Source organism: Nostoc sp. (genome assembly GCF_036919615.1).
Taxonomy (GTDB): domain Bacteria; phylum Cyanobacteriota; class Cyanobacteriia; order Cyanobacteriales; family Nostocaceae; genus Nostoc.
The window spans coordinates 160,512-185,890 of record NZ_JBALCN010000106.1 but is presented as its reverse complement, the minus strand read 5'-3'; the positions used below and the strand labels follow the sequence as shown (position 1 = coordinate 185,890).

General features: G+C 42.8%; 27 protein-coding genes and 1 riboswitch. Of the genes, 8 read left to right on the top strand and 19 right to left on the bottom strand.

Annotated features, from left to right (window positions below; genetic code table 11):
• Positions 1–208: 208 nt before the first annotated feature.
• From V7K48_RS33905 to V7K48_RS33880, 6 genes are all read right to left on the bottom strand, one after another.
• Complete coding sequence (locus V7K48_RS33905; RefSeq protein WP_335079577.1) at positions 209–616, bottom strand: DUF1636 domain-containing protein; 408 nt, start codon at positions 614–616, stop codon at positions 209–211.
• A gap of 175 nt (positions 617–791) precedes the next feature.
• Positions 792–2,012, bottom strand: coding sequence for a hypothetical protein (locus tag V7K48_RS33900; protein WP_335079575.1), 1,221 nt, complete (start codon positions 2,010–2,012; stop codon positions 792–794).
• 38 nt (positions 2,013–2,050) lie between these two features.
• Complete coding sequence (locus V7K48_RS33895; RefSeq protein ID WP_334795030.1) at positions 2,051–2,242, bottom strand: CbtB-domain containing protein; 192 nt, start codon at positions 2,240–2,242, stop codon at positions 2,051–2,053.
• Between the two features lie 23 nt (positions 2,243–2,265).
• A riboswitch (cobalamin riboswitch) is annotated at positions 2,266–2,454 on the bottom strand.
• A gap of 822 nt (positions 2,455–3,276) precedes the next feature.
• Positions 3,277–3,690, bottom strand: a complete 414-nt coding sequence (locus V7K48_RS33890) for a GlcG/HbpS family heme-binding protein (protein WP_335079572.1) — start codon at positions 3,688–3,690, stop codon at positions 3,277–3,279.
• A gap of 618 nt (positions 3,691–4,308) precedes the next feature.
• Positions 4,309–4,941, bottom strand: a complete 633-nt coding sequence (locus V7K48_RS33885) for a response regulator transcription factor (protein WP_334976853.1) — start codon at positions 4,939–4,941, stop codon at positions 4,309–4,311.
• Positions 4,938–5,774, bottom strand: a complete 837-nt coding sequence (locus tag V7K48_RS33880) for a S1C family serine protease (protein WP_335079570.1) — start codon at positions 5,772–5,774, stop codon at positions 4,938–4,940. The genes V7K48_RS33885 and V7K48_RS33880 overlap by 4 nt, the downstream gene beginning before the upstream one ends.
• Positions 5,775–5,851: 77 nt before the next feature.
• Here V7K48_RS33880 and V7K48_RS33875 point away from each other — a divergent pair, with 77 nt between their 5' ends.
• Complete coding sequence (locus V7K48_RS33875) at positions 5,852–6,175, top strand: hypothetical protein (RefSeq protein WP_335079567.1); 324 nt, start codon at positions 5,852–5,854, stop codon at positions 6,173–6,175.
• Positions 6,176–6,230: 55 nt separating this feature from the next.
• Here V7K48_RS33875 and V7K48_RS33870 read toward each other — a convergent pair whose 3' ends face one another.
• Positions 6,231–7,142 carry a S1C family serine protease gene (locus V7K48_RS33870; RefSeq protein ID WP_335079565.1) on the bottom strand — a complete coding sequence of 304 codons (912 nt, stop codon included), beginning with the start codon at positions 7,140–7,142 and terminating at the stop codon, positions 6,231–6,233.
• A gap of 794 nt (positions 7,143–7,936) precedes the next feature.
• Between V7K48_RS33870 and V7K48_RS33865 the strand changes: the two genes are divergently transcribed.
• Positions 7,937–8,806 carry a uroporphyrinogen-III synthase gene (locus tag V7K48_RS33865; protein WP_335079563.1) on the top strand — a complete coding sequence of 290 codons (870 nt, stop codon included), beginning with the start codon at positions 7,937–7,939 and terminating at the stop codon, positions 8,804–8,806.
• Positions 8,807–8,909: 103 nt separating this feature from the next.
• The gene (locus tag V7K48_RS33860; protein ID WP_335079561.1) at positions 8,910–9,209 is read left to right on the top strand and encodes a ferredoxin; all 300 of its coding nucleotides are present in this window, start codon (positions 8,910–8,912) and stop codon (positions 9,207–9,209) included.
• A gap of 246 nt (positions 9,210–9,455) precedes the next feature.
• Here V7K48_RS33860 and V7K48_RS33855 read toward each other — a convergent pair whose 3' ends face one another.
• Positions 9,456–9,905, bottom strand: coding sequence for an Hsp20/alpha crystallin family protein (locus V7K48_RS33855; protein WP_335079559.1), 450 nt, complete (start codon positions 9,903–9,905; stop codon positions 9,456–9,458).
• A 561-nt stretch (positions 9,906–10,466) separates the two neighbouring features.
• Between V7K48_RS33855 and V7K48_RS33850 the strand changes: the two genes are divergently transcribed.
• Positions 10,467–10,784 (top strand): DMT family transporter, encoded by a 318-nt coding sequence (locus tag V7K48_RS33850; protein WP_335079557.1) that lies wholly within the window; start codon positions 10,467–10,469, stop codon positions 10,782–10,784.
• 140 nt (positions 10,785–10,924) lie between these two features.
• On the opposite strand, the gene V7K48_RS33845 is transcribed toward V7K48_RS33850, so the two are convergent.
• Both V7K48_RS33845 and V7K48_RS33840 read right to left on the bottom strand, forming a co-directional pair.
• A complete protein-coding gene (locus V7K48_RS33845) occupies positions 10,925–11,944 on the bottom strand; it encodes a FecCD family ABC transporter permease (protein WP_335079555.1) in 1,020 nt (339 codons plus the stop codon).
• 224 nt (positions 11,945–12,168) lie between these two features.
• Positions 12,169–12,795, bottom strand: coding sequence for a 4Fe-4S single cluster domain-containing protein (locus tag V7K48_RS33840; RefSeq protein WP_335079553.1), 627 nt, complete (start codon positions 12,793–12,795; stop codon positions 12,169–12,171).
• A gap of 502 nt (positions 12,796–13,297) precedes the next feature.
• On the opposite strand from V7K48_RS33840, the gene V7K48_RS33835 reads away from it, so the two are divergent.
• Positions 13,298–13,651, top strand: a complete 354-nt coding sequence (locus V7K48_RS33835) for a hypothetical protein (RefSeq protein ID WP_334820504.1) — start codon at positions 13,298–13,300, stop codon at positions 13,649–13,651.
• Between the two features lie 329 nt (positions 13,652–13,980).
• Here V7K48_RS33835 and V7K48_RS33830 read toward each other — a convergent pair whose 3' ends face one another.
• The 3 genes from V7K48_RS33830 to V7K48_RS33820 form a co-directional block, all read right to left on the bottom strand.
• Entirely contained in the window at positions 13,981–14,217 is a 237-nt protein-coding gene (locus V7K48_RS33830; RefSeq protein ID WP_062297131.1) for a DUF4327 family protein, read from the bottom strand.
• Positions 14,218–15,071: 854 nt separating this feature from the next.
• A complete protein-coding gene (gene rbfA / locus V7K48_RS33825; protein ID WP_335079551.1) occupies positions 15,072–15,491 on the bottom strand; it encodes a 30S ribosome-binding factor RbfA in 420 nt (139 codons plus the stop codon).
• A gap of 124 nt (positions 15,492–15,615) precedes the next feature.
• On the bottom strand, positions 15,616–15,822 hold the full coding sequence (locus V7K48_RS33820; protein ID WP_273762674.1) for a DUF751 family protein: 207 nt from the start codon (positions 15,820–15,822) through the stop codon (positions 15,616–15,618).
• 165 nt (positions 15,823–15,987) lie between these two features.
• Between V7K48_RS33820 and V7K48_RS33815 the strand changes: the two genes are divergently transcribed.
• Positions 15,988–16,845, top strand: a complete 858-nt coding sequence (locus tag V7K48_RS33815) for a DNA adenine methylase (RefSeq protein WP_335079547.1) — start codon at positions 15,988–15,990, stop codon at positions 16,843–16,845.
• Here the strand turns inward: V7K48_RS33815 and V7K48_RS33810 are convergent.
• The 3 genes from V7K48_RS33810 to V7K48_RS33800 all read right to left on the bottom strand — a co-directional run bounded on the left by V7K48_RS33810 (position 16,817) and on the right by V7K48_RS33800 (position 19,893).
• On the bottom strand, positions 16,817–17,293 hold the full coding sequence (locus tag V7K48_RS33810) for a PD-(D/E)XK nuclease superfamily protein (RefSeq protein WP_335079545.1): 477 nt from the start codon (positions 17,291–17,293) through the stop codon (positions 16,817–16,819). The genes V7K48_RS33815 and V7K48_RS33810 overlap by 29 nt on opposite strands.
• A gap of 313 nt (positions 17,294–17,606) precedes the next feature.
• Entirely contained in the window at positions 17,607–18,827 is a 1,221-nt protein-coding gene (locus V7K48_RS33805; RefSeq protein WP_335079542.1) for a HetZ-related protein, read from the bottom strand.
• Between the two features lie 406 nt (positions 18,828–19,233).
• On the bottom strand, positions 19,234–19,893 hold the full coding sequence (locus V7K48_RS33800) for an L-threonylcarbamoyladenylate synthase (RefSeq protein WP_334976870.1): 660 nt from the start codon (positions 19,891–19,893) through the stop codon (positions 19,234–19,236).
• Positions 19,894–19,951: 58 nt separating this feature from the next.
• Here V7K48_RS33800 and larC point away from each other — a divergent pair, with 58 nt between their 5' ends.
• Positions 19,952–21,268 (top strand): nickel pincer cofactor biosynthesis protein LarC, encoded by a 1,317-nt coding sequence (gene larC, locus V7K48_RS33795; RefSeq protein ID WP_335079540.1) that lies wholly within the window; start codon positions 19,952–19,954, stop codon positions 21,266–21,268.
• A gap of 262 nt (positions 21,269–21,530) precedes the next feature.
• On the opposite strand, the gene V7K48_RS33790 is transcribed toward larC, so the two are convergent.
• The 3 genes from V7K48_RS33790 to V7K48_RS33780 form a co-directional block, all read right to left on the bottom strand.
• Complete coding sequence (locus V7K48_RS33790; protein WP_335079537.1) at positions 21,531–23,138, bottom strand: NAD(P)H-hydrate dehydratase; 1,608 nt, start codon at positions 23,136–23,138, stop codon at positions 21,531–21,533.
• A 137-nt stretch (positions 23,139–23,275) separates the two neighbouring features.
• Complete coding sequence (locus tag V7K48_RS33785) at positions 23,276–23,401, bottom strand: hypothetical protein (RefSeq protein WP_335079535.1); 126 nt, start codon at positions 23,399–23,401, stop codon at positions 23,276–23,278.
• A 153-nt stretch (positions 23,402–23,554) separates the two neighbouring features.
• Complete coding sequence (locus tag V7K48_RS33780) at positions 23,555–23,857, bottom strand: hypothetical protein (RefSeq protein WP_442949516.1); 303 nt, start codon at positions 23,855–23,857, stop codon at positions 23,555–23,557.
• Positions 23,858–24,162: 305 nt separating this feature from the next.
• On the opposite strand from V7K48_RS33780, the gene V7K48_RS33775 reads away from it, so the two are divergent.
• A complete protein-coding gene (locus V7K48_RS33775) occupies positions 24,163–25,368 on the top strand; it encodes a murein hydrolase activator EnvC family protein (RefSeq protein ID WP_335079533.1) in 1,206 nt (401 codons plus the stop codon).
• Positions 25,369–25,379 lie beyond the last annotated feature (11 nt).

Here is a 25,379-nt window from a genome sequence, read left to right as displayed (position 1 = left end):
TAGGTTGCTGTTTGAGAGAGGCTTTTGACCAAAGAGGCTCTTGTGCAGGGAGCTCTTAGCAAGGGAGAAATATTCTGGAAAACAAGGTTTCATAAGAGTTTCAGAGCAAGTAAATTTATTTATACCCAAAGGCAAGAGACGCGATAAATTGCCGTCTTTACAATAATCAGTCCTTTGTAGAGACGGCGATTTATTGCGTCTTTACGATCTAGGGCGTGTCATCAAAAAGCATAGGTGGAATCCGGGCGATCGCTCCGGCTCTGAGCAGTTCAGGGCGCTTGGCGTAAGGGAGCAAACCATCCGACTTGGCGTGATACTGACTAGCACAGTCAAGGACGGCAGTTGCTGTCTTCTCTACACATTCAACATCAGCAGGCAGATCCCCGAATAAGTAGGTGTGTTTGTTAAAAGAGACGAAAGCAATTGCACAAGCTTGGTCACAAACACCCATGCATTCAACGGGTTGAATCGAGAACTCGTCTTGCAACACCCAGTTATCATATAGAGTTTGTAATTTCTCTAACAGCAGTTTACCACCGCTTTTAGCAACATACTCTTTTGTCTGATCACTACTTCCACACCTCGTGCAGACGAATATAATGTGTTGATGATTCATAGATAAATTGCAGGGTTCAATTTCTGATGCTGTGTCTATAAAAATCCATGTCGAACACTCAATGGTATCCGACATGGATTTTAAGCAATCAGCCTGTCCGGTTATTAGGCGAACAAACTAAGGGCAAATGTATTTACAACCGAATAACACAGCAATAACGCCCTTTGACACTGACTTACGAAACGCTACGCTTCCAAGTCATCCCAGTCCGCGGAGTCTGCCGCTGTCGCAACCACAGTCCCAGCAGCAAACCAATTACTACAATTCCGGTGAAGTAAGTTAGTGAAATCAACCGGACAGACATCGGCGGAGCGACACCTTCGACTGGAATATTCTCTGCAACTTGGAATGGCTGAAATTGCCGGGTTGCGTTTGCAAGCGGCGCAACCTCGACAACAACGCTATGCGGGGCACCGTCAAAGAACTCCTGCTCCCACGCCAATTTTCCGTTGCTGTCTGGAGTACCTTGATAAGCAAACGCCACCCAATTATTTTCGAGTTGGGTGGTTGTTACCTTCAACACTACATCTGTCACAGGTTGGCTGGTTTTGGGATCACTGACGCTCACCTGCAATTTGGCAGGTTGACCCACCGTTGCACTCTGGTCACCCGATAGTTGCATATAAAGTCCTTGAGACTGCAATTTAGCGGGCTTACCAGAGGGCGGAACTTCTTCTCCCATGCCTGGCATCGACATTGACATATGGTGCGATTCAGCAAGTTCAGCGCTGATGTTTACCCAGAGGAGTGCAGCGATCGCAACCACAATCAATCCACTCAACAATAATCGCACCCGTTGCGGGGCAATTTCTCCCGGTTGAATTGCTTGTCTGCCCCCAATCACCCAACCTCCTAGTAGTCCAACTGCCAGCAAAATCACAACCAGGATGCCAAAGTAGCGAAACTTTAAGGGATTTTCAGGCAACGTCAGCGTCAGCTTTTGCTGAATCGGCTCAAAGGCATTGGCAACGAGCGGAGTAACTGCTACCTGGAGTTGATACGTTCCCCGGATCGGCAGGGTTTGTTGAACCTGCAACTGACCTGTGGGTGCATTGCCCTCAATGTCCAGCAACTTTGTTCCCTCGACGATCGGAAAATCTGTTGTGAACCAGGGGTTTTTAGCAGGGGTGAACAATTGCAAGTGGATTTTGGCATCCTTTAAAGACTGCCCTTGAGCATCTACGGCTTGCAGCATCAGCTGCACTGGCGGATTGTAGTGCCCCGATCCCAAAACTGTGGTAGCTTCAGCCTCAAGGGGCTGAACCTGATTGATCGGTGGATTGGTTGTTAGCCGCACCGATGGTTGAGGAGATTGGGAAAGTCCGATCCAACCATAGAAGATTATTCCGATCAGGCAAATTGCACCGATCAGCTTAGACCACTTAAGTTTTGTCATTTTATTTCTCTCGTCCTGCTAATCATTGACTCAATCAACTAATGGCAACTCACCATTAGTGTGTGGTGACGCAGAGTATGAGTCGTGTCATGGATAGCAGGGTATGTAGTGAAATAAACTGTCCACAGAGTCAAAGAACACAGTGCCACATAGAGCGCTGATTGTACAGGCACTGATAGTACCCGACGAGCGACTTGTTGCTGGGCTGAAGTAGAAGATTGAACCGTCATTGTTGTACCTCGCAGATAAGACGATATTAATGGTTGATTCGGCAGGCATTCTGACTTCTACAGGGAGCAGTCAGCAGTCAGCAGTAAACCACTGAAGACAGATGACTGATAACTGAAGTTCACAGTTGCGGGACAGCGGTAGAGTTTCACTACACTTTCCCTGTTTTCTCTGAGGGGAACTACCCGTCAGAACCGATTCGTGGACTTAGCATACACGATTAAAGAAGATATTATAAAGACTTTATAACAAATATTTCACTAAATCGAAAACTTTTTTTCCTCAAGAGCGATCGCCTAGTTATTGCCATGATCGATAATTAGCTTGCAAGTTTTTTGGCAATGTATGGCATCTAGGCTTAAAACAATACCTTCGATATCCAATACTGCAATCAAATTTTGAACTGGACTCTGATTTTCGCCTCTGATCCGGAACAAGTTTACACAAAATAGTTAAAGTGCGAAGCTTTCCAGGATAAAAACTAACAAAAACACCAGGAGGAAACGCGCATTTCCTCTTGGTGTTTGGTAGATGACTACAATAGTTAGGTGTGGTTACGATTTTTGGGTGGACTTGCTAATCCCACTGATAAATGGGCACTGCTTCTATTTTGGAGATTTCTAGTACAGCGCGGCGGAAATAAACAACCCCTGACGCTCGAGGACTCGCTCTAAGCGAACGCGAATAGCGTCTCTAAGAGTTGCCATGCCGCAGGCTTTACGCTGCGCTAACGGGTTCGGCAGTTACTCATGGGGGGAACCCCATATAGCCCTTCTCTACGAGACGCTCCGCGAACGGGCATCCTACGGCAGGCGCTAGCCTCTCCCAATGTGAGAAGACCAGACTGCCTCACCATTTCAAATCAACGAAACGTTTACGCTGTATTTCTTTTGAATAAGTGACTTTTACTTCTCTACCAAAGGCTGTGCCTTAAGCGTTGGCGCAGCCTAAGAAGAGAAGCTATGCCGCAGGCTTTACGGCTACACTTAGTACAAGTGACTTTTGACTTCCGCCTTGCGGTACTAGTGTAATGGTATTAGAAAGCTGCGACAGCTGCCTCAGCTACAGCTTGATCCTGTTCACCGCTACCACCACTTACTCCGATTGCACCAACTATCTGCTCATCGCGTTGAAGTGGTATACCCCCGGCAAAGATCATGATTCGTCCTCCATTTGAGACGTGAATACCATAAAATTGTTCTCCTGGTTGAGCATTCTCAGCAAGGGATTTGGTAGAGAGATCAAACGCACGAGCAGTAAATGCTTTGTTAATTGAGATATCGATACTTCCGATCCACGCACCATCCATCCGAATATGAGCAACAAGATTCCCGCCAGCATCAACAACCGCAAGATTCATTGGTTGTCCGATTGCACGAGCCTTCGCTTCTCCAGCCGCTAATATTCGTCGTGCGTCATCCAAAGATACAGAATGTTTGTCAGAAGTCATGGTAATTCTTTCGATCGTAGAAATATGTGCGTTGAGGTGCGTGTCATCAATAAAGGATATCATGAGCAGAAATTCTCGGTGTACACCTTCAAGACCGGGAAGACTTCAAGCACTGGTTATACCATTTCACATTAAAATTGATACAAATAGGCAGCGGGGGGCAGAGGGCAGGGAGCTCTTAGCAGGGGGAAAGAATTAGAAATTAATCATTTGATATCAGGCATTTGGTGAAATGGTATTAGACGGGATGTTAGTACAGTTTTGCGTAAAGGTGTAGCCTTGTTAATGCGTTCCCCTGCATTAACAAGGCGGACGACGCATTGGCATTGCATTAAGATGCATTAACAACGCTAGCCGACGCATTGGCATTGCATTGAGATGCATTAACAATGCAAGCCAACGCATTAACAACGTAAGCCGACGCATTGGCATTGCAGGGTATTACCTTTCTTTAATTCGCTACGAATTACAGCTATTTTCAGGTAAATAGACCAGGCTCTACCGGCACAGCAATGCTGTGCCCCTACGACAGATGTGGTTCAAATACATGAAAACTGCTGTCATTAAATGCTGTATTTAGCTGATGATCAATTGCATTCAACTGATAATGACTACAGATCAAAGCATAATCAAACCCAGTCGCACACCCACAGCAACAGCCTCGGTGCGACTGGAGACACTGAGCTTTTGAAAAATGGATGAGAGATGAAATTTGACCGTATGCTCAGAAATGTGCAAGTGTTTAGCGATCGCTTTATTTCCCAACCCTGACCCAAGCATTCCTAAAACCTCTATCTCGCGTGGTGTCAAGGTTTGTACCGGATTCGCCACCACTTTTTCTCGGATAGACAGTAATTCTACAGCATCCGGGTGCAGTACTACTAAACCAAAAGCGATCGCCTCCACAGCAGCGAAAATTTCTGACTCTGTGCTAGTACTGGGCAATATCCCCCGGATACCAGAACGTAACGCCATCTCTAAATCGATGCTGTCGAGTTCTTCAACAATCACGATCATTGCCAATGGGTATTGCTCCTCTTGAATAAGCAGCAATTTTTCCCATACTGATTGTTGAAGATTGCTGCTCAAATCTACCAGCACCACATCTGGTTGTAATTGCCCAACTTCCCTTGCCAATACATCCAAATCGGATGCACTCCCCACAACCGTCAACCGAGGATTAGTAGTTACCACAGCTGATAACCCTGCCCGGACTACAGGAGAAGTCGCAACTACCATCACCCGGATCATGTCGCCTCCACAGCAGTTTTCCCAGACTGCACCGCAACATAAATCACGAATTGCTGCCCACCGCGTAGGAGTTGTAGCGGCACAGATCCTTTACTGTCATGGAGATATTTGGGTAAGTCATTCATGCTAGTGAATAATTGCCCCGAAACTCCAATTAAAATATCACCGATTTGTACACCAGCAGTTTCCGCTACACTGTCAGGTAAAATTGACAACACTAATAAACCCAAGCTACGCCGATTTAAAAGCACAGGTTGCAGTGTGACTCCCAGTTGCGGACGACCATTGCCCTGTAAAAAACGCTCAACGCTGCTGCTAGGAACTGCTACAGCCAAACCATTAACAATCATGGTGTTAATTCCCACGACTCGACCGAGACAGTCGGCAAGCGGCCCCCCAGAATTACCAGGATACAGCCGCAAATCGGCCATAACTGCTCGTGGATTATTTGCATAGATAATCCCAGTTGTCACAGCACCACTGTCAGCAAAAGGATTACCCACCGCTAAGACTAATTCACCCACTCGTAGCATCTCAGAATTGCCAATAGTTGCAGCAGTTAAATCAGTGGCGACAATTTTCAGGGCTGCTAAATCTTGCTGTGGATCAAATTGTGTCCGCACCGCATCAAATACCCTTCCATCCGCTAATTCTACAGTTGCACGGTTGCTAGTTGCCACATGGGCATTAGTGATAATTAGTCCGTCAGATTGCCAAATTACACCAGAACCGACTCCCAGAGAGCCGCTTTTAACTTTGACAGTGTGATCGCGTAGTTTAGCAGCTACCTCTGTCAATTCAGCAGCGATGTTAGTTAATGTTGTGTTTGCCATGTTATAGAATTTTTGAGCATGTCAAAGTAGAATCTGTTGGCTGACAATAGTTTTTAGTCGGGTTGGGAGAATTGAGAATGCTGCAAGATATCAGCCAACCCAACTTTAGAAAACAAATTCTGAGAGTTCCGAGTTCAGAGGCTCAACGTTCGAGTAAAAAGGTGCAACTTCCGAGTTCAGAGGCTCAACGTTCGAGTAAAAAGGTGCAACTTCCGAGTTCAGAGGTTCAACATTTGAGCAAAAAGGTGCAACTTCTAAGTTCAGAGGCTCAACGTTCGAGCAAAAAGGTGCAACTTCCGAGTTCAGAAGCTCAACGTTTGAGCAAAAAGGTGGAAATTTCGAGTTCAGAAGCTCAACGTTCGAGCAAAAAGGTGGAAGTTCCGAGTTCAAAGCTCGAATGAATAGAAAATTTAGATAAATCTTGACAGAGCTAGTTAAACCTATCCCAAATTGGCATTATTCCTCCTTAGTAGGTCGTTCGCCAACTGCGATCGCTAACTCAATTAACACTCCACCCCGGACAACTTGAACGTTGACAGCTTTACCAATGCGATCGCTACTATTGAGCAGCCCCAGCACATCACCTGTATCGCCCACAGTTACGCCATCGAACGTGACCAAAACATCGCCAAGCAGCACACCTGCATTGTCAGCGGGCCCAGAAGGCTCAACATTAACGACAATTACCCCAGTTGCAGAAGTTAAATTAAGAGCAGTTTTTAGGTTCTTTGGTAAGCGTACAGGTTGCATTCCCACACCCAAGTAGCCTTTTGAAATGCGTCCTTTTGCTACTAATTGGTCAACCACGCGATCGACTGTAGCAGTGGGAATAGTCAGAGCAGTACCACGCCGCCCCGATGTATTCATACCTACCACAAAACCAGCAGCATCTACGAGCGACCCACCTGAAAAGCCAGAGTAAAGAGTGATATCTGGGCGGATGAATTGGTCAATATTTCCGCCATTCATACTTCGCCAAGCACCGCTAACCACACTCACTGCACCCATCGCCGCCCTTAAATCACCTTCGCTACCTCTTGCTAGTCCTAATACCAGATGACCGACTTTGAGCGTTTTGGCATCGCCAACTTTTGCCACAGGTATTTCGACATTTTCTAGTTTAAAAACAGCGATATCGGTGCTAGAGTCATGACCGATGAGTGTTACTGGTGTAGTGCTACCATTTGATAGAGTAATGGTGATGTCGTCATAGCGCTGAAGAGACTCATCAGAGGTAACAATGATCCCATTACGCCAGTGAATGCCGCTTGGGGAATGACGTGTGCCCCCATTCACCGCAACCACAGCACTCCCAGCTTGTTCTACGGTGTCAGCTAAACTGTTGGATAAAGCCAGTAATGAAGACATAAGATTTTTGTGCAAACGTTCTTAGATATTCATATCGTGCCGTTTTATCAACACAGATGGCATCGGATAAATGGGGAGAATTCGCCCTAGAAAAATGGCTAGGATTTATATAATTTTATGCAATACAAATGGTTGGATTGCCCTGAGAGGATGTTTTAAAAGGGTCTTTTGCTTTTTTAGTTAACACAGCAAAGTATCTCAGTACATGGCTAAAACTTTGATTTATCGTCGAAGTTAACCCAAGTGAGAACAGCAAAATTATACCTCTTGGGACTTTTAAAACATCCTCTAAGAGGCTTCTGGCAGTCCGCTCCAACCGAATTATTAGACAGTATTTATTTTACGCATCCAAAAACTCTTGAGCAATCATCTCAGAACATACTGTAGTTAACTGCCCATCAGTCGATAAAGCGAAAACGAAATCATCGCCGGTAAAACATGAAAAATTTACCTATAATTCATCATAATATAGAGAACTTATCCACATATCAAGAGTACTTTAGATGCGTTTGCTCTGGGCACACAGCTAGCTAGCTGTAAACCCCTACTGCGCGTTGTATCCAAATAAGACATGTAGCGTACCTCATCCATGTAAAAACCGCTATATAGCGCTTCTCATTGTATGCAAATAGACTCTGACCTCACTTCCATTCCTCTCTTCTAAAAGGAGAGAGGAATGGAATCTTACTCCCCTTCCCTTGTAGGGAAGAGGTTGGGGGTTAGGTCTCTATTGGACTCAACTGAAAACCGTTATAAATTCAGCAACGCCTATTCTAAAGTGGAATAGCAATGAAATGACAGATAAACAAATGCACACCCAATCAACAGAAATCAACCCGCTCACTCCATCTAGAAAATTACCTCTATATGGCAAGAGGATTTTAGTAACAGCACCGAGAAATTATGCTTTTAGGCTGTCTGAACAAATCATCAAACAAGGTGGTCTACCTGTTCTCATGCCTACTATCGAAACCTGTTATTTATCAAACTACACTAAGTTAGATACTGCTCTGGAACGCATAGATGAATTTGATTGGATTGTCTTCACCAGTAGAAACGGTATCACTGCATTTTTTCAGCGGATGAATGATTTAAATATTCCCGTATCTGTGGTACAAAAATGTCAATTATGTGCTTTAGGAGAAGACGCAGAAAGTTTATCATCTTTTTGTGGCAAAGTAGATTTAATCCCCACAGAATCTAGCCCAGCCGGAATTGTCGCAGACCTAGCGAAACTTCCGCAAATTCACGATAAAAAAGTGCTGATCCCGGCTCCAGAAGTTGTTGGTTTGCCTGAGCCTGATATTGTACCCAATTTAATTACAGATTTGCAGAAATTGGGTATGAAAGTAACTCGCGTACCCACCTATATTACACAGGGTTTAGATAAAAATATCTACAGTATTGAATTAAACCTGATGCGTCAAGCAATGATCAATGTAATTGCCTTTAGTAGTACGGCGGAAGTGGAAAGCTTTTTGACAATGGTCAACTCGCAAAGCGATTATGAACGTTGTATTATTGCATGTTTCGGCCCTTATACAACTGCCAATGCCCAAAAGTTGGGTATGAATGTCTCTATTGTGTCCAAAGATTATAGTTCATTTGAGGGATTTGCTGAAGCGATCGCAGCATTTTTTCCTCTGACTTCCAGTTCACACTAAGCACTTCCGAATGTAGAGTAATAAACCACAATCAACTCTAGACTAGCTGCACATAAACCCGTAGTATCGAATATAGAGTTTAGATTTAGCTAGGAATTTTTACATGGCAACTTACAAGGTTACATTACGTACTCCAGATGGAGAAAAAACAATTGAAGTTCCTGATGATGAGTACATCTTAGAGATCGCTAACGAGGAAAATGGGCTGGACTTGCCCTATTCCTGTAACGCTGGTTCTTGCTCTACCTGCACTGGAAAGCTGATTTCAGGTACAATTGACCAATCAGATCAGAACTTCTTAGACAACGATCAAATGGAGGAAGGATGGGTTCTCACCTGCGTTGCCTATGCCACTTCTGATTGCGTCATCGAAACCAATCAAGAAGAAGCGCTTAACGCTTAACTAAGAGATGTGGATTTAATAAAGAGCAAGTTTTGTTTTGTCGGGTGCGTTAGAACATTCACCCTAGCGCACTTCAAATCTGAGGTTGTGTCGTTCTCTCGGCGATAACACACTCTACTAGATTTAAAATTTTGCACTTTTGTAATAAATCTGGATAGGCTGAGTAATTCACACTAAAAAGCGCTCTCCAAAAAGGGAGCGCTTTTTATTTAGTTTAATAGCTAGCTAGCAGATATAAAGCTGAAATTAGCCAGATGATGCTAGATTAACTTTGACAACTTTATTTTTTTCTTCTTCAGCTTTAGGTAGCGTCAGGTTCAAGATGCCATCTTTATAATCTGCCGTGACGTTGGTATTTTGAATCCGAGCAGGTAAAGGAATTACACGTTGGAATTTACCATAATGGAATTCGCTTTTGATCACACCTTTATCTTCAGATTTCGCTTCAGACTTCCGCTCACCACTCAGGTATACAGCATTTTCTGTAACTTGCAAATCCAGGTCTTTAGCTTCAACTCCCGGAAGTTCTAGCTTCAGATGAATTGCATCTTCAGTTTCTTTTAACTCAGCAGCGGGAACTCTGGATAAACCTTTATCCAAAAATGCAGTTGGCAAAGTATCTTCATCAAATATGCGATTGATTTGGCGTTGTATTGCGTTAAATTCTTGCCAGGGGTTAAAACGTACTAATGTCATATCTCTACCTCGGATAATCAGTATCTTTACTGTCCAACTAATTGAGGATTTGATTACTTGCTTTGTTTTCATAGTATTGAAAAATAAAAGTAGTGTAAATTCGGTTTTTCTCACCTGATTTATGAAGATTACCGAACCAAAAATCTACTTAATAACAAGTACGGTAATTCCAAATATCTATGTTCGGTAAACTCTATAAAAGCAGACTTTAAATATAGCAATTCTATTTAAAATGTCACTGTCACCCACACCCCTACTCTTAGAGGTTGTTTGAAAAGTGGTTGGCTGTGATTTTATTCACCCCCCTTAATCCCCCTTTTACAAGGGGGGAAACCGAAAAATCCAGTTCCCTCCCCTTTACAAGGGGAGGGTTAGGGTGGGGTAAAAAATATTTGATACATCAATCATAACTTTTCAAACATCCTCTTAAAGCTTGTATATGTAGCCTATCCTACAAATTTTTAGTATATTCGTGCGACTAATTATAATGATTCGACCTGTTGTATTTTTTTAATTTCATAGAGATAATAAGAGACTCCTAACAAACTGCTGATAACAGATATGTCAACAAGTTGGATTTACCTTATCTTCGCAATCCTCTTTGAGGTTTCAGGCACAACTTGCATGAAGTTATCACAAGGATTTACTAGAATAGTTCCTTCGGTATTAATAGTTGTTTTCTATGGACTTTGTTTTACTTTTTTGACCTTTGCTCTCAAGAGACTTGAAGTGAGTGTGGCTTATTCTGTCTGGGCTGGATTGGGAACTATCCTAATTGCTATTATTGGTATTATCTGTTTTCGTGAATCTGCCACATTCATCAAACTTATATCGATTGCTTTAATAATCATCGGGGTAATTGGCATAAATGCAAGTTGATGGCGGATAAGAATTAGGAATTCATATATCATCGGGTTAACCAAAACATCCCACAACAAAATCCACTTTTCACTACTTTGCTGGATTATGGGTTAAGTGGTGGGATGGTTTTAAGCCACTTACTTAGAAACGGTATTAGCTCAAAATTTATTAAACCCAGCAGAACGACGATAAAGTAACCAAATAAACAACGGTGAACCCAGCAAGGCGGTGACAGAACCTACTGGTAGTTCTACTGCTCCTAGCCTAGAGAGTAAATCTGCAAAAGTCAGTAACCATGCACCTGCAAGGGCGGAAAGTGGTAATACAAAACGATGATCTGTACCAACGATCAGGCGGACAGCGTGAGGGACAACAAGACCAACAAATCCAATCAAACCACTGATGCTGACTGCACCTGCGGCTAATAAAGTGGCGACACCACCAATTAACAGGCGCGATCGCATCAACGAAATCCCCAAACCCACAGCTAAATCATCTCCCAAAGCCAGCACATTTACCGATCGCGCCAGCAAGCATCCCCCGATCAATGCAACGATGATGTAAGGGCCAGTCGTCGCAATTTCTTGCCAACCGCGTCCGTTGAGACTACCAACTAGCCAACTCAGCGCAATTTGGATTTGACCGTCTTCAGCTAAAAGTAGCAATGTACTCTGTACAGCACCAAATAAAGAACTCACCGCCACTCCGCCTAAAATCAATCGCTCAACAGAAATTCCCGATCCCGCACGACCGATCAAAATAACGATCGCTGAAGTCAAAATTGCTCCCATCCACGCTGCTAAAGGAATTGCGAGCGGGAATATTTGCCACACGATCATCACAATTACAATTAATCCTGCACCCGCTGAAATGCCCAGAATAAATGGATCAGCAAGACTATTGCGTAACATTCCTTGCAGCAAGGCTCCTGACATTCCCAAAGCTGCACCGACAAGGAGAGCAGCTGTAATCCGCGGGAGACGCAAATCCCAGAGAATTGTCTGTTTAACCGGATCGCCTTTGCGGAGTATGGCTTGCCAAAATTCCGCCATACTTAAGGGTACTGCTCCTTGAGAAAGTGACAGCACGAGTGTTACCACCAGTGCTGTACCAAAGAGCAAAACAGCCCAAAATATGCGGTGTTCAGTAAAAATTGTCTGAAATGGTCTAGCCAACATAATTCGTAATTAATAATGACGCTCTCTACCAAACGCTCTTGCTATCAAGCTTTAAGAGTAGGGGTACACGGACTTGCTAACGTAATTCGTAATTATTACCCACAATTGAAGTCGCTTGCTCTGAAAAAAGAATCATGTTTTTGATCTCCATCAATGAATTGAGGCACTATGACTTCCGTTACGAATTACGTTAGCGACGTAGGAGCATGATTACGAATTACGAATTATTCCGTCAACTCCAGCCCACCTTGATAACCAGTGACAATGCGGCCACCATCCTTGAGTATATGCACTTCTATCTGGTCACTAGCCCAAGTAATCTGGTCTTGGAAAGCTGGGTTTAACACACGAACCTGTTGATTGCTAGAAGAGACTGGAGAGTTGGGAGAATTAATTGCCAGAGATTGTACAAAAGGCCCATCAATCAGGATATCGAGTTGTTCTAACAATGCTTGGGAACCTGGCGGCGCGGATTGGGACTGTAGCTGCTTAAGAGTGAAGCCAGTAAAAGACATTACATTTAACCCAGCAGCTTTTACCTGACGAGCTAAAGACGCCAGTGCAGTTGCTTGCCAAAACGGTTCTCCACCAGAGAAGGTTACACCCATATTGCGGGGATTGCTGAGAATGTTCTCGGCAAGGGTATCAACAGCAATCAATTGGTTAGCTTCAAATGACCAAGAGTTAGTATTAAAGCAGCCAGGACACTCACGAAGACAACCTTGTACCCAGACGACTGCACGACAACCAGGGCCATTAACTTCTGACTGATCAACATAACCCATAATATTGAGATAGCCAGGGGGAATTTCTATGAGTGCTAGCGATGGGTCAGTTGGCTTAATTTCCATCTCTTTAACTCCTTTTAGCCGTTGCCTGTTAACCGTTAACTATAGCGAATCTCCAGTTATATAACCGTGACAATGGTTATATACAGCAGAATTTAGGAGTTAGGAGTACAGACGCGATTAATCGCGTCTGTACAGGAGTTATACGGTTTCACTTTGATATCGTAAAGGGCGTAAATGTGGACGACCTCTCTCAAAACGCTTAATCTAAGCCTTGTTGCATTAATTGTTCTAGAAAAATTGACTCCTAAAAGCGCCCCGTTCATTTTGGATTTGGAATTTTGGATTTTCAATTTAAGAATTGTTCAAATAAAAACATGGCGGCCTCTAAGTATTTTCTTCCAATCTAAAATCTAAAATCTAAAATCTAAAATTGATTACCCCACACCCAATCTTGCCGGGGTCAATCCAAAATCCAAAATTGATAGACATATCACACTTGCTTCGGCTTATGCAATAATATTGACCACAGTGTTACTGATCAAGAAGTTTTAATAAAAAACATATGTCTTCAACTCCTCTAACCTTGAACCTAATTGAAGGTTCTGTCTCCTTCAGTTTTTCACCGCAAGCAGCACGAGAATTAAAAACAGCGACAGATAAACTGATGGAGCGCCTGAAAGCTGTCGCCGCTAAACCTACTCCTGGCGGCGGTAAAGTCACTCCTCAGCCTCCCCTGGAATATCGTTATACGGGTGAAGTATTTTTAGAAATTTTCTGTAATCCTAATATCTGGCCCACGCCCTTTGCAGCCAAAGTTTTGCTGACTGTCCGCAACGTCAACATCCGCTTGACTACAGAAGCTGAACTTACGCGCATCATTGAAGACATTAATCAGTATTTAGAGCAAGTAGGATAATAGTTCACCGAAACAGTCCTGAATTGAAGGAAGCGATGCCATGAATTGCAAGTCAAAAGTGAAGTTCCTACACTTATCCGATAAGTAAGTGTAGGAACTTCCAGAATTTACATACTAGACTCAAGTTGTAATACCAGATATACAGAACAATTAATTCCGATGCCTTCTTTAACTTGAAAAGTTGTATAAATTCAGACTCAAATGCTTCTGGGTTAATGAAAAACGCAAGATTCTGCATGGGGCAATGCTGATCAAAAGCCAGAGATTATCCCACAGATTGGGCGTCTAATCGTTGATTGTGACATCCACAATCCGAAATTAAACATTGATTAGTCGTTATCCCACTGTTCACGACCAATTAGGTCGCCAATGCGATCGCGTAACAAAAAGTCACATTTCTCTAATTCACATTCAACGCAAACCCACTCTCTCGCTGGAATGTATTGGCAGAGGGTATATATTGGCTGTTGTCGGCTAACCATTCCCTTTTGCACCAGTCGGCGTGCTTCGTCTTGAATCACATCTAGAGAGTAGTAATTTATAGAAGGCACCGTATTCACACTCATGGTTTTTACTCACAAATTAACACTTAGGATAATGTTCCCGTTAATAATTAGGAACAAACATGACAGAAATTAGACTTGTGGCTAGGGTTTTGTAGTTTGCTATACGGAACTGTTTTTATTTTGACGCTACATATCCGGAAATTATTTCAAGAAATGTTAAGAAAGTCAACAAATCCTGACAATTTGGGAAAATCTGCTTTACAAAAAAAATTCCGAGTAGTTAACTTAACCTGCTGGGGTGGCTGTATGACTTTTATTCAACAGCTCTGAAAGTTTCGCCATTACTGTCTTTAGGCAAAATTTGGCAGGTTGAAAGAATTCACATAGCGATTGCTTACATATCAAATAATCACCTTAAAACCGGATCTAGAACTGCTGGTATTTATCTAAGGGTAAACAACACAAGAATATTTGTCAGAAACTAGGGTATAAACTGTTGCAAAACATAACGGTTAAAGTCCACTACAAAGGCTTTTACCCTAGCATCTGTTAACAATTTCTTAAGTAAAACCGTAATAGCTTGTTTTTTTTCAGCACTAATATCACACAGTTTTCTTTTGATCAACATCTCTAAAAGGGTGGAGTAATACTAATTCATAATTAGGACACAGATAAAAATGCTTGAGATAAGCAGCATTTATGCATTTGCACAGAAGGGTTGGTACTCATACTATCTTTTTGCAGTAGAGTAAAGACGAAAGTCAAGATAAACAGAAAGCGTATTACATGCAACTACCGATCGCTGAAGTTGATTATGTTCACATTAAAACAGACGCGATCTAGTCACGTCTGTAAACTGTTTGGCGGATTTGCTGAGATTAATTGTTCTGAAGTTACATTGTTATTTAAGTTACTTATTCACCAAATGATTCATCATCTTGATCTGTGCTGTCTTCTACTGATACAAGATTTTCTGGCGGACGCTCATGGTTAAGTTGGCTTAGTAGTGCTAGTACCTTATTACCGCGTTCTATGGAGCGATCTTCGAGAAAAATGACTTCTGGTGTCCGACGTAGCCGTACCCGCGCCCCAAGTTCGCTACGGACGTAACCCGTGGCCGACTTTAAGCCTGCCATTGTTTCTATCTTAGCTTCATCTGTACCATAGATACTGACGTAGATTTTGGCGTGTTGGAGATCGCCGGAAACATCAACATCAGTAACACTTACCATTCCTGTACCCACACGGTCATCCTTAATGCCGTTGAGCAGCATTTGGCTAACTTCCCGTTTGATCAGTTCAGCAACGCGGGAAACTCGGCGATTTGTAGCCATAAAAATTTCGCCTCCTCACAGAGGTTGTACAACAAAAATAGATGTTAAGTTGGGTAGACAGTACTTAGCGTGAGCAACGCCAAGAGCAACCGTCTATGGGGCATAACCCCGATATAGCGCTAGTCTAGATTGTACTCAAGCCCAGCATTGCCCGTAAGGTGAAAGTAAGGAAGACTAGGCTGCCCACAAATAAACCTAAGATGGCAATCAAGGTGACTGGGCGCTTCAACAATGGCACTAATGGCGCAAAGGTGTTCAGAAACAGGCCTAAGACGATAGTAATTAAGTACCGGGGGTAGCGAAAGACGTTATCCCAAAATCCGTCAAACATCTGAATGTAAACTGCCTTGTTATATACTTACGTTTGTTTTGATATGCTTTATCTACTCAATTGTAATCTATGGGGCTGGAAAATTAGCCAGTTAATATAAAATCTGGCTCGTCGGTTATATTGGCTTTATTTAGTGACGATTATTTTCAGTTAAATCGTAAGTAAATGGTAATTCAAATCCCCAAGGAAACTAGCCCGCGTCCATTTTTGAAGTGGGCAGGGGGTAAAAGTAGGTTAATACAGCAATATATTCCTTATTTTCCCAAAAGTTATAAAAATTACTATGAGCCATTCTTAGGTGGTGGTGCTGTTTTTTTCTATCTCCAACCAAGCGCAGCAATTTTAACTGATATTAACGACGAATTAATTAACACTTATTGTTGTGTTAGAGACAATGTTGAGGAGTTAATTTCTATATTGAAAGAGCATAAAAACCGACATGATAAAGATTATTACTATAGTGTCCGAAACAACTCTGGTGGTACTGATATAGAAAAAGCTGCTCGGATAATTTATCTTAATAAGACTTGTTTTAATGGTCTTTATCGAGTCAACTCACAAGGTAAATTTAATGTGCCTTTAGGCAGATATGAAAATCCCAATATTTGTCATGAAAATTTACTGCAAGTAGCTTCTATGGCACTTTCTCATGCGGAGATTCAACAAGCAGATTTTACAGAAGTCCTAAATCATGCGGCTAGCAGTGACGACTTTGTATTTTTTGACCCGCCCTACGATCCTATCAACAACACTAGCTATTTCACTGCTTATAGTCCAAATTCTTTTAGTAAGAAAGACCAAGAACTTTTGAGAGATACTTGTGCAGAGTTGGCAAGTCGTGGTGTCAAAGTTATGGTATGTAATTCTGATAGTGAATTTATTAGAAAAATTTATACTGATATTAATTTTGAAACTTACAGAATTAAAGCAGCCCGATCAATTAACTCAAATATAAAAAATAGAGGCATGATTTCCGAACTATTAATTACATCTTTTAAAGATTTTTATTTGCCCAAGCAATGAATCTATCTAAGCTATAAACTGCTAATAAATTATGGTTATCATTCACTCTTGCTTTCAGCCATTTGCTTGCACCTTCTCGCATACCTTCACCACCTAAAATCACGATAGTTGGTGTAGGGTAATAGTCCTGAATATTCATGTTCAAATAAGGAAATTTTTCATCAACAGAACCAGGGCTTTCTTGCCATTTACACTCGAAAATTAAACCAGATGGTATTGCAGGTGAGCCAACAACATAAAAATCAACCTTCAGATCGGTATGATAAATTCCAGTTCCAATATAAATTTGTTTTCCATAACGTTTTGGTAATAAAGTAGCATTTAGTATAAATTCTTTTGGGACGTAGTTCCCTACTTGGAAATAATTGTGCCCATTCAAGATTGCTTCTACATTTCCTTCTAAAATATTCCCAGATTTATTTGCCCGTCCGCCTTGAGTCAGAGCCATCCTAAATCCCTCTGCCAAAAGTCCTGCTTATTATAGGATTTCACAGAAGTAGTAAAAAAGGGTCAGTTGCTTAATATGAATTTTTGATTTTGACTAAACAAGGTTGGATTAATAGGTAAAAAATCCGAAAGTTTTAGTATTTTTGTACTAGATAAATACAAATGTATTAATAATTTGGATCAGGAACGAGTTACTAATTTAGGGAAGTATGAAAGGAATGGAATTTCCTTTTCTCTTTGCCCTTAACCTTTTTTTTAACCTCTCTAACAAGTAGAATTTAGCTTGGATAAATTTTCGTGATTTTGCCTTAGCTTTAGCCTGTCTGGGCTTCAGTATGACCGTTGCGGATAGCCCATGCTATTTCTAAAAGTTGAGTCCAGCGCTTTTGTAACTGTTTGGGGGTGCATTTGATCGCTTTGGCGATCGCTTGGTCGTTTTCCCGTGCAGTTTTTAACTGTAATAGTTGCTGTTGCTGTTCTGTGAGTTGATTCACAAAGATTTCCCACTGCTGAGAAGATAAACCCAACTTTTGCTCTAAACCTGCGCCTAACCATTGATGTACCAATTGCCAGTGGTGATGTTTGGCAAACTTTTCAACATGGTATTTAAACCGTTGTTGGAGATAATCGCGCTGACGGCTGGTTAAACCGAGAATCTGGTCAATTTCTGGGGCTGAGAGGTCTTGAAGTTTCAAGCTGAGGTAGTTCATACAGTCAGATTGACCTTGAGACTCTAGATATTTCATCAATTCAGTGATGACGCGATCGCGTTCTGACTCTTCAGATGGATCGAAATTAGTTTGGGCAATCATCTGCGATCGCAGCTGTTGCACCGCCGAGTTGCGCTGGTAAGATTCTGCTTCTTCACCCTTGGCAGACTCTACCGCCATTTCAATATCTACGGTAGTTTCTTGGGGCTGACGACGAGCAAAACCTTGGGCCCGCAAGATAATCAATTGCTGATTTGCACCACCAGGTAAATTGATCCGGCGTTTGGCATACTGCTCTGTAAAGGCCATGTATTCAGCTAATTGCAGCTGAGTACGCGGTGTGTGATCTTCAGGTAGTTCGTTTTCTCTGCGGAAAGCTTTGATCGCTTCGATATAAAATGCTTGTAAAAAATCTTCAATCAGACTGTAACGAGCTTCAAAACCTAACTCAGAGCCGGATATAGTTACATGACGGTAAACCATAGCACCCAAATTGCTATGTAATTCCACACGCCCTTGTTTGGAACCGAGTTGGTAGTAACGTAAGCACTTTTGCATCCGATGCCTTCCCAACGTCATTTGCCAGGATTTGATCTGCCCAGATGTTTGGATACGAGAGCTTTTGTCGCAAATGCGTTCTACTTCTACGGCTATGCGCTTTGCTAAAGCTTCTACGCACTTGGGTGCTGCTTTCACTTGCGCTTGCATTTCCTCACATAGCAATTCAATCAAGGTATCACTGCTGCTATCTGAAAATTCTTCGGTCGAAACGTGGTTTTCAAAAATGGGTCTAGAGTTTGGTAGATTGACGACGTTAGCTTTCATGACTTTTCCAGGTAGTAGTATTGCACCGTAATTACAACGCAGACACAGCGATCAAGGCCTGCCAAGGCTTGTGAATCTTTGGGCATTCATCCATCAAAACTTGCCGCATGTAATGCTCACATCTAAAGCTCATATATAAAACTGTAGGAAATACGAAAGAGTTATAGTTATGGCAATGTGTCGGTTTTTTCACAAGCCACCAGACTGACGCTGAGACATAAGTACCCGCCATTTCTCAAAGTTGTCAAATATCTTGCTGTGCCAACTGTTGCCACCATCCTGTTATATCCACTGCGCCACCGAACAGCCCGTTGTAGACATCGCCTCTAAATATGACAATTTTAAAACTGGAGTAGTTTTGATCACAATTTCCGAAACGGAGAGGTGCGCCTGTGAAGTGTAATTTTCATACCCATGCCGCTGCTGCTTCCCAACCTAAACCCCTCCGTATAATTACTGTTTCGTCTCCGGTCATATCCAAGATGGTAGACACTTCATATGTAGGTTCCTCGCCAGTGTCGATAATTATGTCTACCAACTTGTCCAAACGGTCAAATAGCTCTACCCGCGACTGAACAGTTTCTGGATCTATCCGAATCATGCCATTATCTGCTTCATCTGGTGGCAGATGTGCTGAAGTTGAAATAATCGGATTGCCCAAGGCTGCCAACAACTCCAAACACACAGTATGGTTTGGTACTCTAATTCCAGTAGTTTTCCGCTTGGGGCTTTGCACCAATCGCGGTACTAATTTAGTCGCTGGGAGCAAAAACGTGTATGGCCCTGGAATCAGGCGTTTCATAATTCGATAGGCTGTGTCACTTACGAAGGCATAAGTTGCCACATTTGAAAGCGAGGGAGATAAAAATGTCAGTGGTTTATCATTTGCTAGCTGTTTAATTTGCCGCACTCGTTCTACCGCTGACTTGGCATTCAAATCACAACCGATCGCATAGACTGTATCAGTAGGGTAAAGCATGACTGCGCCACTAGAAAGCGCCGACTTTATTTCCTCTATTCGGCGAATTTGAGGATTATCCGGATGAACTGGGAAAATTTTTGCCATAGAGGAACAGGAGATTGGGAATAAGGGAGAATAACTAATGACTAATGATTAATTTATTATGAATAAAATTGCTTATCTTCAATGTCCGACAGGGATTTCTGGTGATATGTGCCTGGGTGCTTTGGTAAGTTTGGGTGTTCCTGTGGAGTATTTAATTGAAAAACTCAATGGGTTGGGAATTGAACAGGAATATCAGTTAAGGACAGAACTTGTCCAACGCAATGGTCAGCAGGCGACTAAAGTCCATGTGGATTTAGTAGACGATCATCACCACCACGATCGCGAACACAGTCACCATCACACACGCCACTTGCCAGAAATAGAGGAAATGATTATCAAAGCAGGGTTGCCAGCATGGGCAGAAGCTTGGAGTTTGGCGGTATTCCAACAGCTAGCAGTAGCAGAAGGGGCGGTACATGGCATCGCCCCTGAAAAAGTTCATTTTCATGAGGTGGGTGCTGTAGATGCGATCGTAGATATTGTGGGTACTTGCCTGGGGTTAGATTGGTTGGGGATTGAGAGCAATGAAGAAGGATGGCCCTTACTTTATTGCTCGGCGTTCCCGACTGGTGGCGGCACTGTTCGGGCTGCACATGGTCAGATGGCAGTACCAGTACCAGCGGTATTAAAGCTTTGGGAAATGCGGGGTTGTCCAGTTTATAGCAATGGCATTGACAGAGAACTAGTGACACCAACAGGAGCCGCGATCGCCACTACTTTGGCAAGAGATTTTGGTTCACCACCTGCGATCACTATCAAGCAGGTAGGACTGGGAGCAGGAACCATAAATTTACCCATTCCCAATATTCTACGCCTCTGGCTGGGTGAAAGCGTAAGTTTACAGTCCAATTTTAGTAATTCTGAAGATACTATCGTAAATTTAGAAAATTTGAGCGATTCTGAAGATACTACCGCAAATTTAGAAACGATATCAGTACTAGAAACCCAAATTGATGATTTAAATCCGCAAGCGATCGGCTATGTGTTTGAGGCGTTGTTTGCGGCTGGTGCGGTGGATGTTTTTACCCAAGCGATCGGCATGAAAAAGTCCCGTCCAGGGATTTTGCTGACTGTAATCTGTCATCCAGAAAATTTGCTCAGTTGTGAAGCAGTTTTATTTAGTGAAACCACTACTTTGGGCATTCGGCGAACAACTCAGCAACGCGCCATTTTACAACGAGAAATTCAACAAGTGGAAACGGAATATGGCAAAGTGCGTGTCAAGATAGCATGGAATGGACAATCACCAGAAAAAGTTATTGTTAATGTGCAGCCAGAATATGAAGATTGTGCAGAGTTAGCTCGAAAACATAATATTCCCTGGCGCGAAATTCAACGGTTGGCGCTACAGCGTTGGTATTTAGTCAATGGCTGATACAAATTCCTCAGGCATAAGCAGCAAGAGACAGAGGGCAGTTTTCTGTAAGCTCGAACTGCCTTCCTCGATAAAATTCATACCTTAATAGTCATTGTCAGCCACACAAATCCCTTTACATTTGATACCGTTCGTAACGGTGCGCTGACAATGAGAACATAGAACTTTTTCATTTTCTGTTTCTTGATTTATTTTTAAGCTAGTGCTTGCCTGTAATTTTTCTTTTTCGGTCTGGATTTTTAGAGTCATAGTTAAAAGCAGTTTAATTACTTAGAACTTTTATCAAATATTGTGTCAATGTAAACGCATCTACACCCAATTCGCTACGCTCTTGGGCGGCTATTATACCCGCTTGCGAATGCCACCATGCAGCAGTTGCCACAATATCTTCTACGGGAATCTGTTTAGTTGTAGCTTGTGCCAACAATCCACCTAGTAGCCCAGTTAATACGTCACCACTACCACCACGTGCCAAAGCGGGTGTGCTTTCAGAAATAATCCAAACAGCACCTTGAGGGTTTGCTACGGCAGTTCTTGCCCCTTTTAACAACATTACAGCCCCACTTTGCGCCGCTGCTGACTGTACTGCTTTCACCCTGTCATGTTTGGCATCGGCGACATCAGGAAACAATCGTTCAAATTCGCCTGTGTGGGGTGTGAGTACGGTTATGGCAAGACGTTTTTTTAACGTGGCGATCGCTCCCATTTGTGCCAGGATATTTAAACCATCGGCATCGAGAAGCAAAGGGCGTTCGCTGTCGATTACTTCTTCCACAATCGGAGTAGCATCTCGTGTTAAACCGGGGCCACAGGCGATCGCATTAAAGGAACTTAGATCAGTTTTTTCTGGTAGTTGTAGGTGGGCGATCGCTCCGGTTTCCGTCTCTGGACAACCGACAATCAGCGCTTCTGGCAAGTGTGACACTAAAAGAGATTTCAGTGATTCGGGTACGGCAATCGAAAGCATCCCCACACCACTAGCCCTAGCACCCAAACCAGTTAAAATTGCTCCACCTGCATAACGCCGCGAACCGCAAATTAACAATAAATGTCCTTCCTTATATTTATGGGTGACTGGTGGACGGGGTAGGGGTAAAGTTGCAAGTGCCGTTGCTGATGTAATACGTTTAATCCTGGGTGCATCTTTGAGAACAGCTTCTACATCAGCTAAAGGAATATCAAAATCGATTAACTCAGCTTTGCCGAGATATTCCAGCGCCTGATCTTGGAAAAAAGCTAGTTTCCATAAACCCAAGCAAAAAGTGTGAGTGGCGCGAATAGCAGTTCCTAATACTTCGCCTGTGTCGGTGTGTAAACCTGAAGGTAAATCGATACTATAAATCGGCACAGGCAATTCATTTAGCTGATTAATTGCAGAGGCAATGGGATCAGTAAGGTTTTTTTCTAAACCATACCCAAACAAGCCATCAATCAACAAATCAGCATCTGATAGTTGCTCAATTGTTTGATAAATTGGAATGCCCAAACTCTGGGCATACTGCAAGTGTTGCGAAGTTAATTCTTTGAGCTTAGAGAAAGGAGAATAAATCCAAATCTCATACCCGCGAAAGTGTAATTCACGGGCTACTACTAAAGCATCCCCACCATTATGACCGGGGCCAACAAGAATTCCGACACGAGATCCCCCCGCCTGTGGCGATCCCTTTAAAAAGGGGGTGTTTGAAGGAATATAGCCCCCCTTAAAAAGGGGAGTTGGGGGGATCTGTTGAATGCGACGGGCAATTAATCCCGCCACCTTTTCCATCAAAGCTATTACAGGCATTCCCGCTGCAAAGATCCGCTCTTCAAGATCGCGCATCTGCCCAGCAGTCACAACCACTTGCGAAATTTTTTCTTGTCTGTTCTGCATCAGTCCTGAGTTCTGTTAGCGGATAGCTATGGTTTAGCCCGTGCTGAGTTATGAGTTTCAGTTACCTGTGCGTAAGTCCTGAATTTCTTAGTACAGTTTTGTATAAAAGCGTAGCTTTTTTAATGTAAGGCGACACATTAACAATGCACCGGACGCATTAACATTGTATCGGGATACATTGGCATTGTATCAGGACGCATTAATATTGTATCGGGATGCATTAACATTGCATCAGGACGCATTGGCATTGTATCAGGACGCATTGGCATTGCAAGGTATTGCCAAATTTAATTCGCTATAAATTAATGAAATGCTGTACTTAGTTAGTTCATTGACAGGTAGCATTCCAGTTTCGACGCCAATTAGGACGCGATCGCCCGATCTGCGAATCCGAAGAGAATACCGACAATAAGTAACTAGGGATTCTCTTTAATAGTGACTAATCCATGTATGCCTAGCGCTGTGATTACTCCTTTCAGTAATCCCCAAGTTCCATCGGCAAATACATTGATGCGATGAGTGTAGGTGCGATGATCGGCGGACTCTAACTGTCTATCATTTACTTTTCCTACCTCTACCAGGTTTTCCACATACTTTTCAGCTTTGATCAGTGCTGCATAATTGAGATTAAACCAATATAACGATACTCCCACCACTGCCAAACCTAGAAAAACCAAGGTAATTAAGAGAATTGCTATACGTGCGTTGATACATTTCATCGGCTAATATACCTGCTTAATACTGACATAGCTGGAATCCTTGTGTTACCTGACTTTTCAAGGTATCTGGAAAACCTCTCTCTAAATTTCTCTCCTAAAAGGATAAAGACTTTGAACTTTCCCCCTTAGAGCGTCGGGAAGGGGGTTAGGGGGTTAAGTTTTTCGTGGGCTTTTTCAGATGGCGTGAAAAGTCAGTTGTGTTACAACTTGGCATACCAATTTAATAATGCGTTGGAGTAGGTGAATCAGATTTTGGGAATAATCCTCATAGGTTTGTAAGCATCGTTTTGGTTGGGCTGCACACTATGAGAGCGCGATTTCTAGGAAAAAAGCAGATTTTTGGCTGTTTATCTATTGCATTTTGCTGCATTTTATGGATTTTTTTGGCATTAATTCCAGCCTACGCAACGTCCACAGAGTCTATTGATACTTTGCAACAACAGCAGCAACAAATGAACCAGCAGCATCAGAGTGTGGTTAACGATCGCGATCGCTTAACAAATCTCCAACAAGAGGCCCAAAAACACCTGACTGGTTTAAAGCAAAATCTGCAAACTACAGATAGCTATATTCAAGAGAGCGAATCACGATTACAACTCGCCATCCAACGCCAGAAGCAGTTGGAAACTGATTTAGCTGTAGCGGAACATGACTATGAGGAGCGTCAAATAGCAACAGTAGCACGATTGCGTTATCTCCAGCGCTCGCCAGCTTCTGTTGGATGGGCAGTTTTGCTCCAAAGTGAAAATATCAGCGACTTTCTCAGCCGTCGTCATCAGTTGAAGTTAGTCTATCAGGCAGACGAACAAATTTTAGTAAAACTCAACGCCCAAGCAAACTCAATCAATAAACAAAAAACGGACGTAGAACAGCAAAAAAACGAAATTGCCTTGATTCGTGAGCAACTGCTGGCACAAAAAGCCGATTATCAAACTCAGGCGCAATCGCAATCAGAATTGATTCAACGCCTCAATAGCGATCGCCTAGCCTTGGAAGCAGCGCAAAACCAGCTAGAGAGGGATTCCAAAAATCTGGAAGTCTTGATTCAACAAAAGGTAGCAGAAGCTAGAGCAGCAGAAGAGGCGCAAGCAAAAACCAACAGCCGGACAAGCATGATTATTCGGGGAACTGGTGTAATGGCATATCCTAGCGATGCTCCTACTAGCAGTCCCTTCGGATGGCGGATACACCCAATTCTTGGCTATCGTCGCTTTCATGCCGGGTTAGATTTTGCCGCTAGCTATGGTAGTACAATTCGGGCAGCCGATTCAGGAAGAGTGATTTTTGCTGGGTGGTATGGTGGTTATGGCAGAGCTGTAATTATCGATCACGGCAATGGTATGACTACACTGTACGGTCATACCAGCGAGTTGTATGTTTCCGAAGGACAAGCAGTTGAACGCGGACAAGCGATCGCTGCTGTCGGTTCTACAGGTTTTTCAACTGGCCCCCACCTCCACTTTGAAGTCCGCCGTAATGGTACACCGGTAGACCCAGCTAATTATCTTTAGGGCTGCAAAGT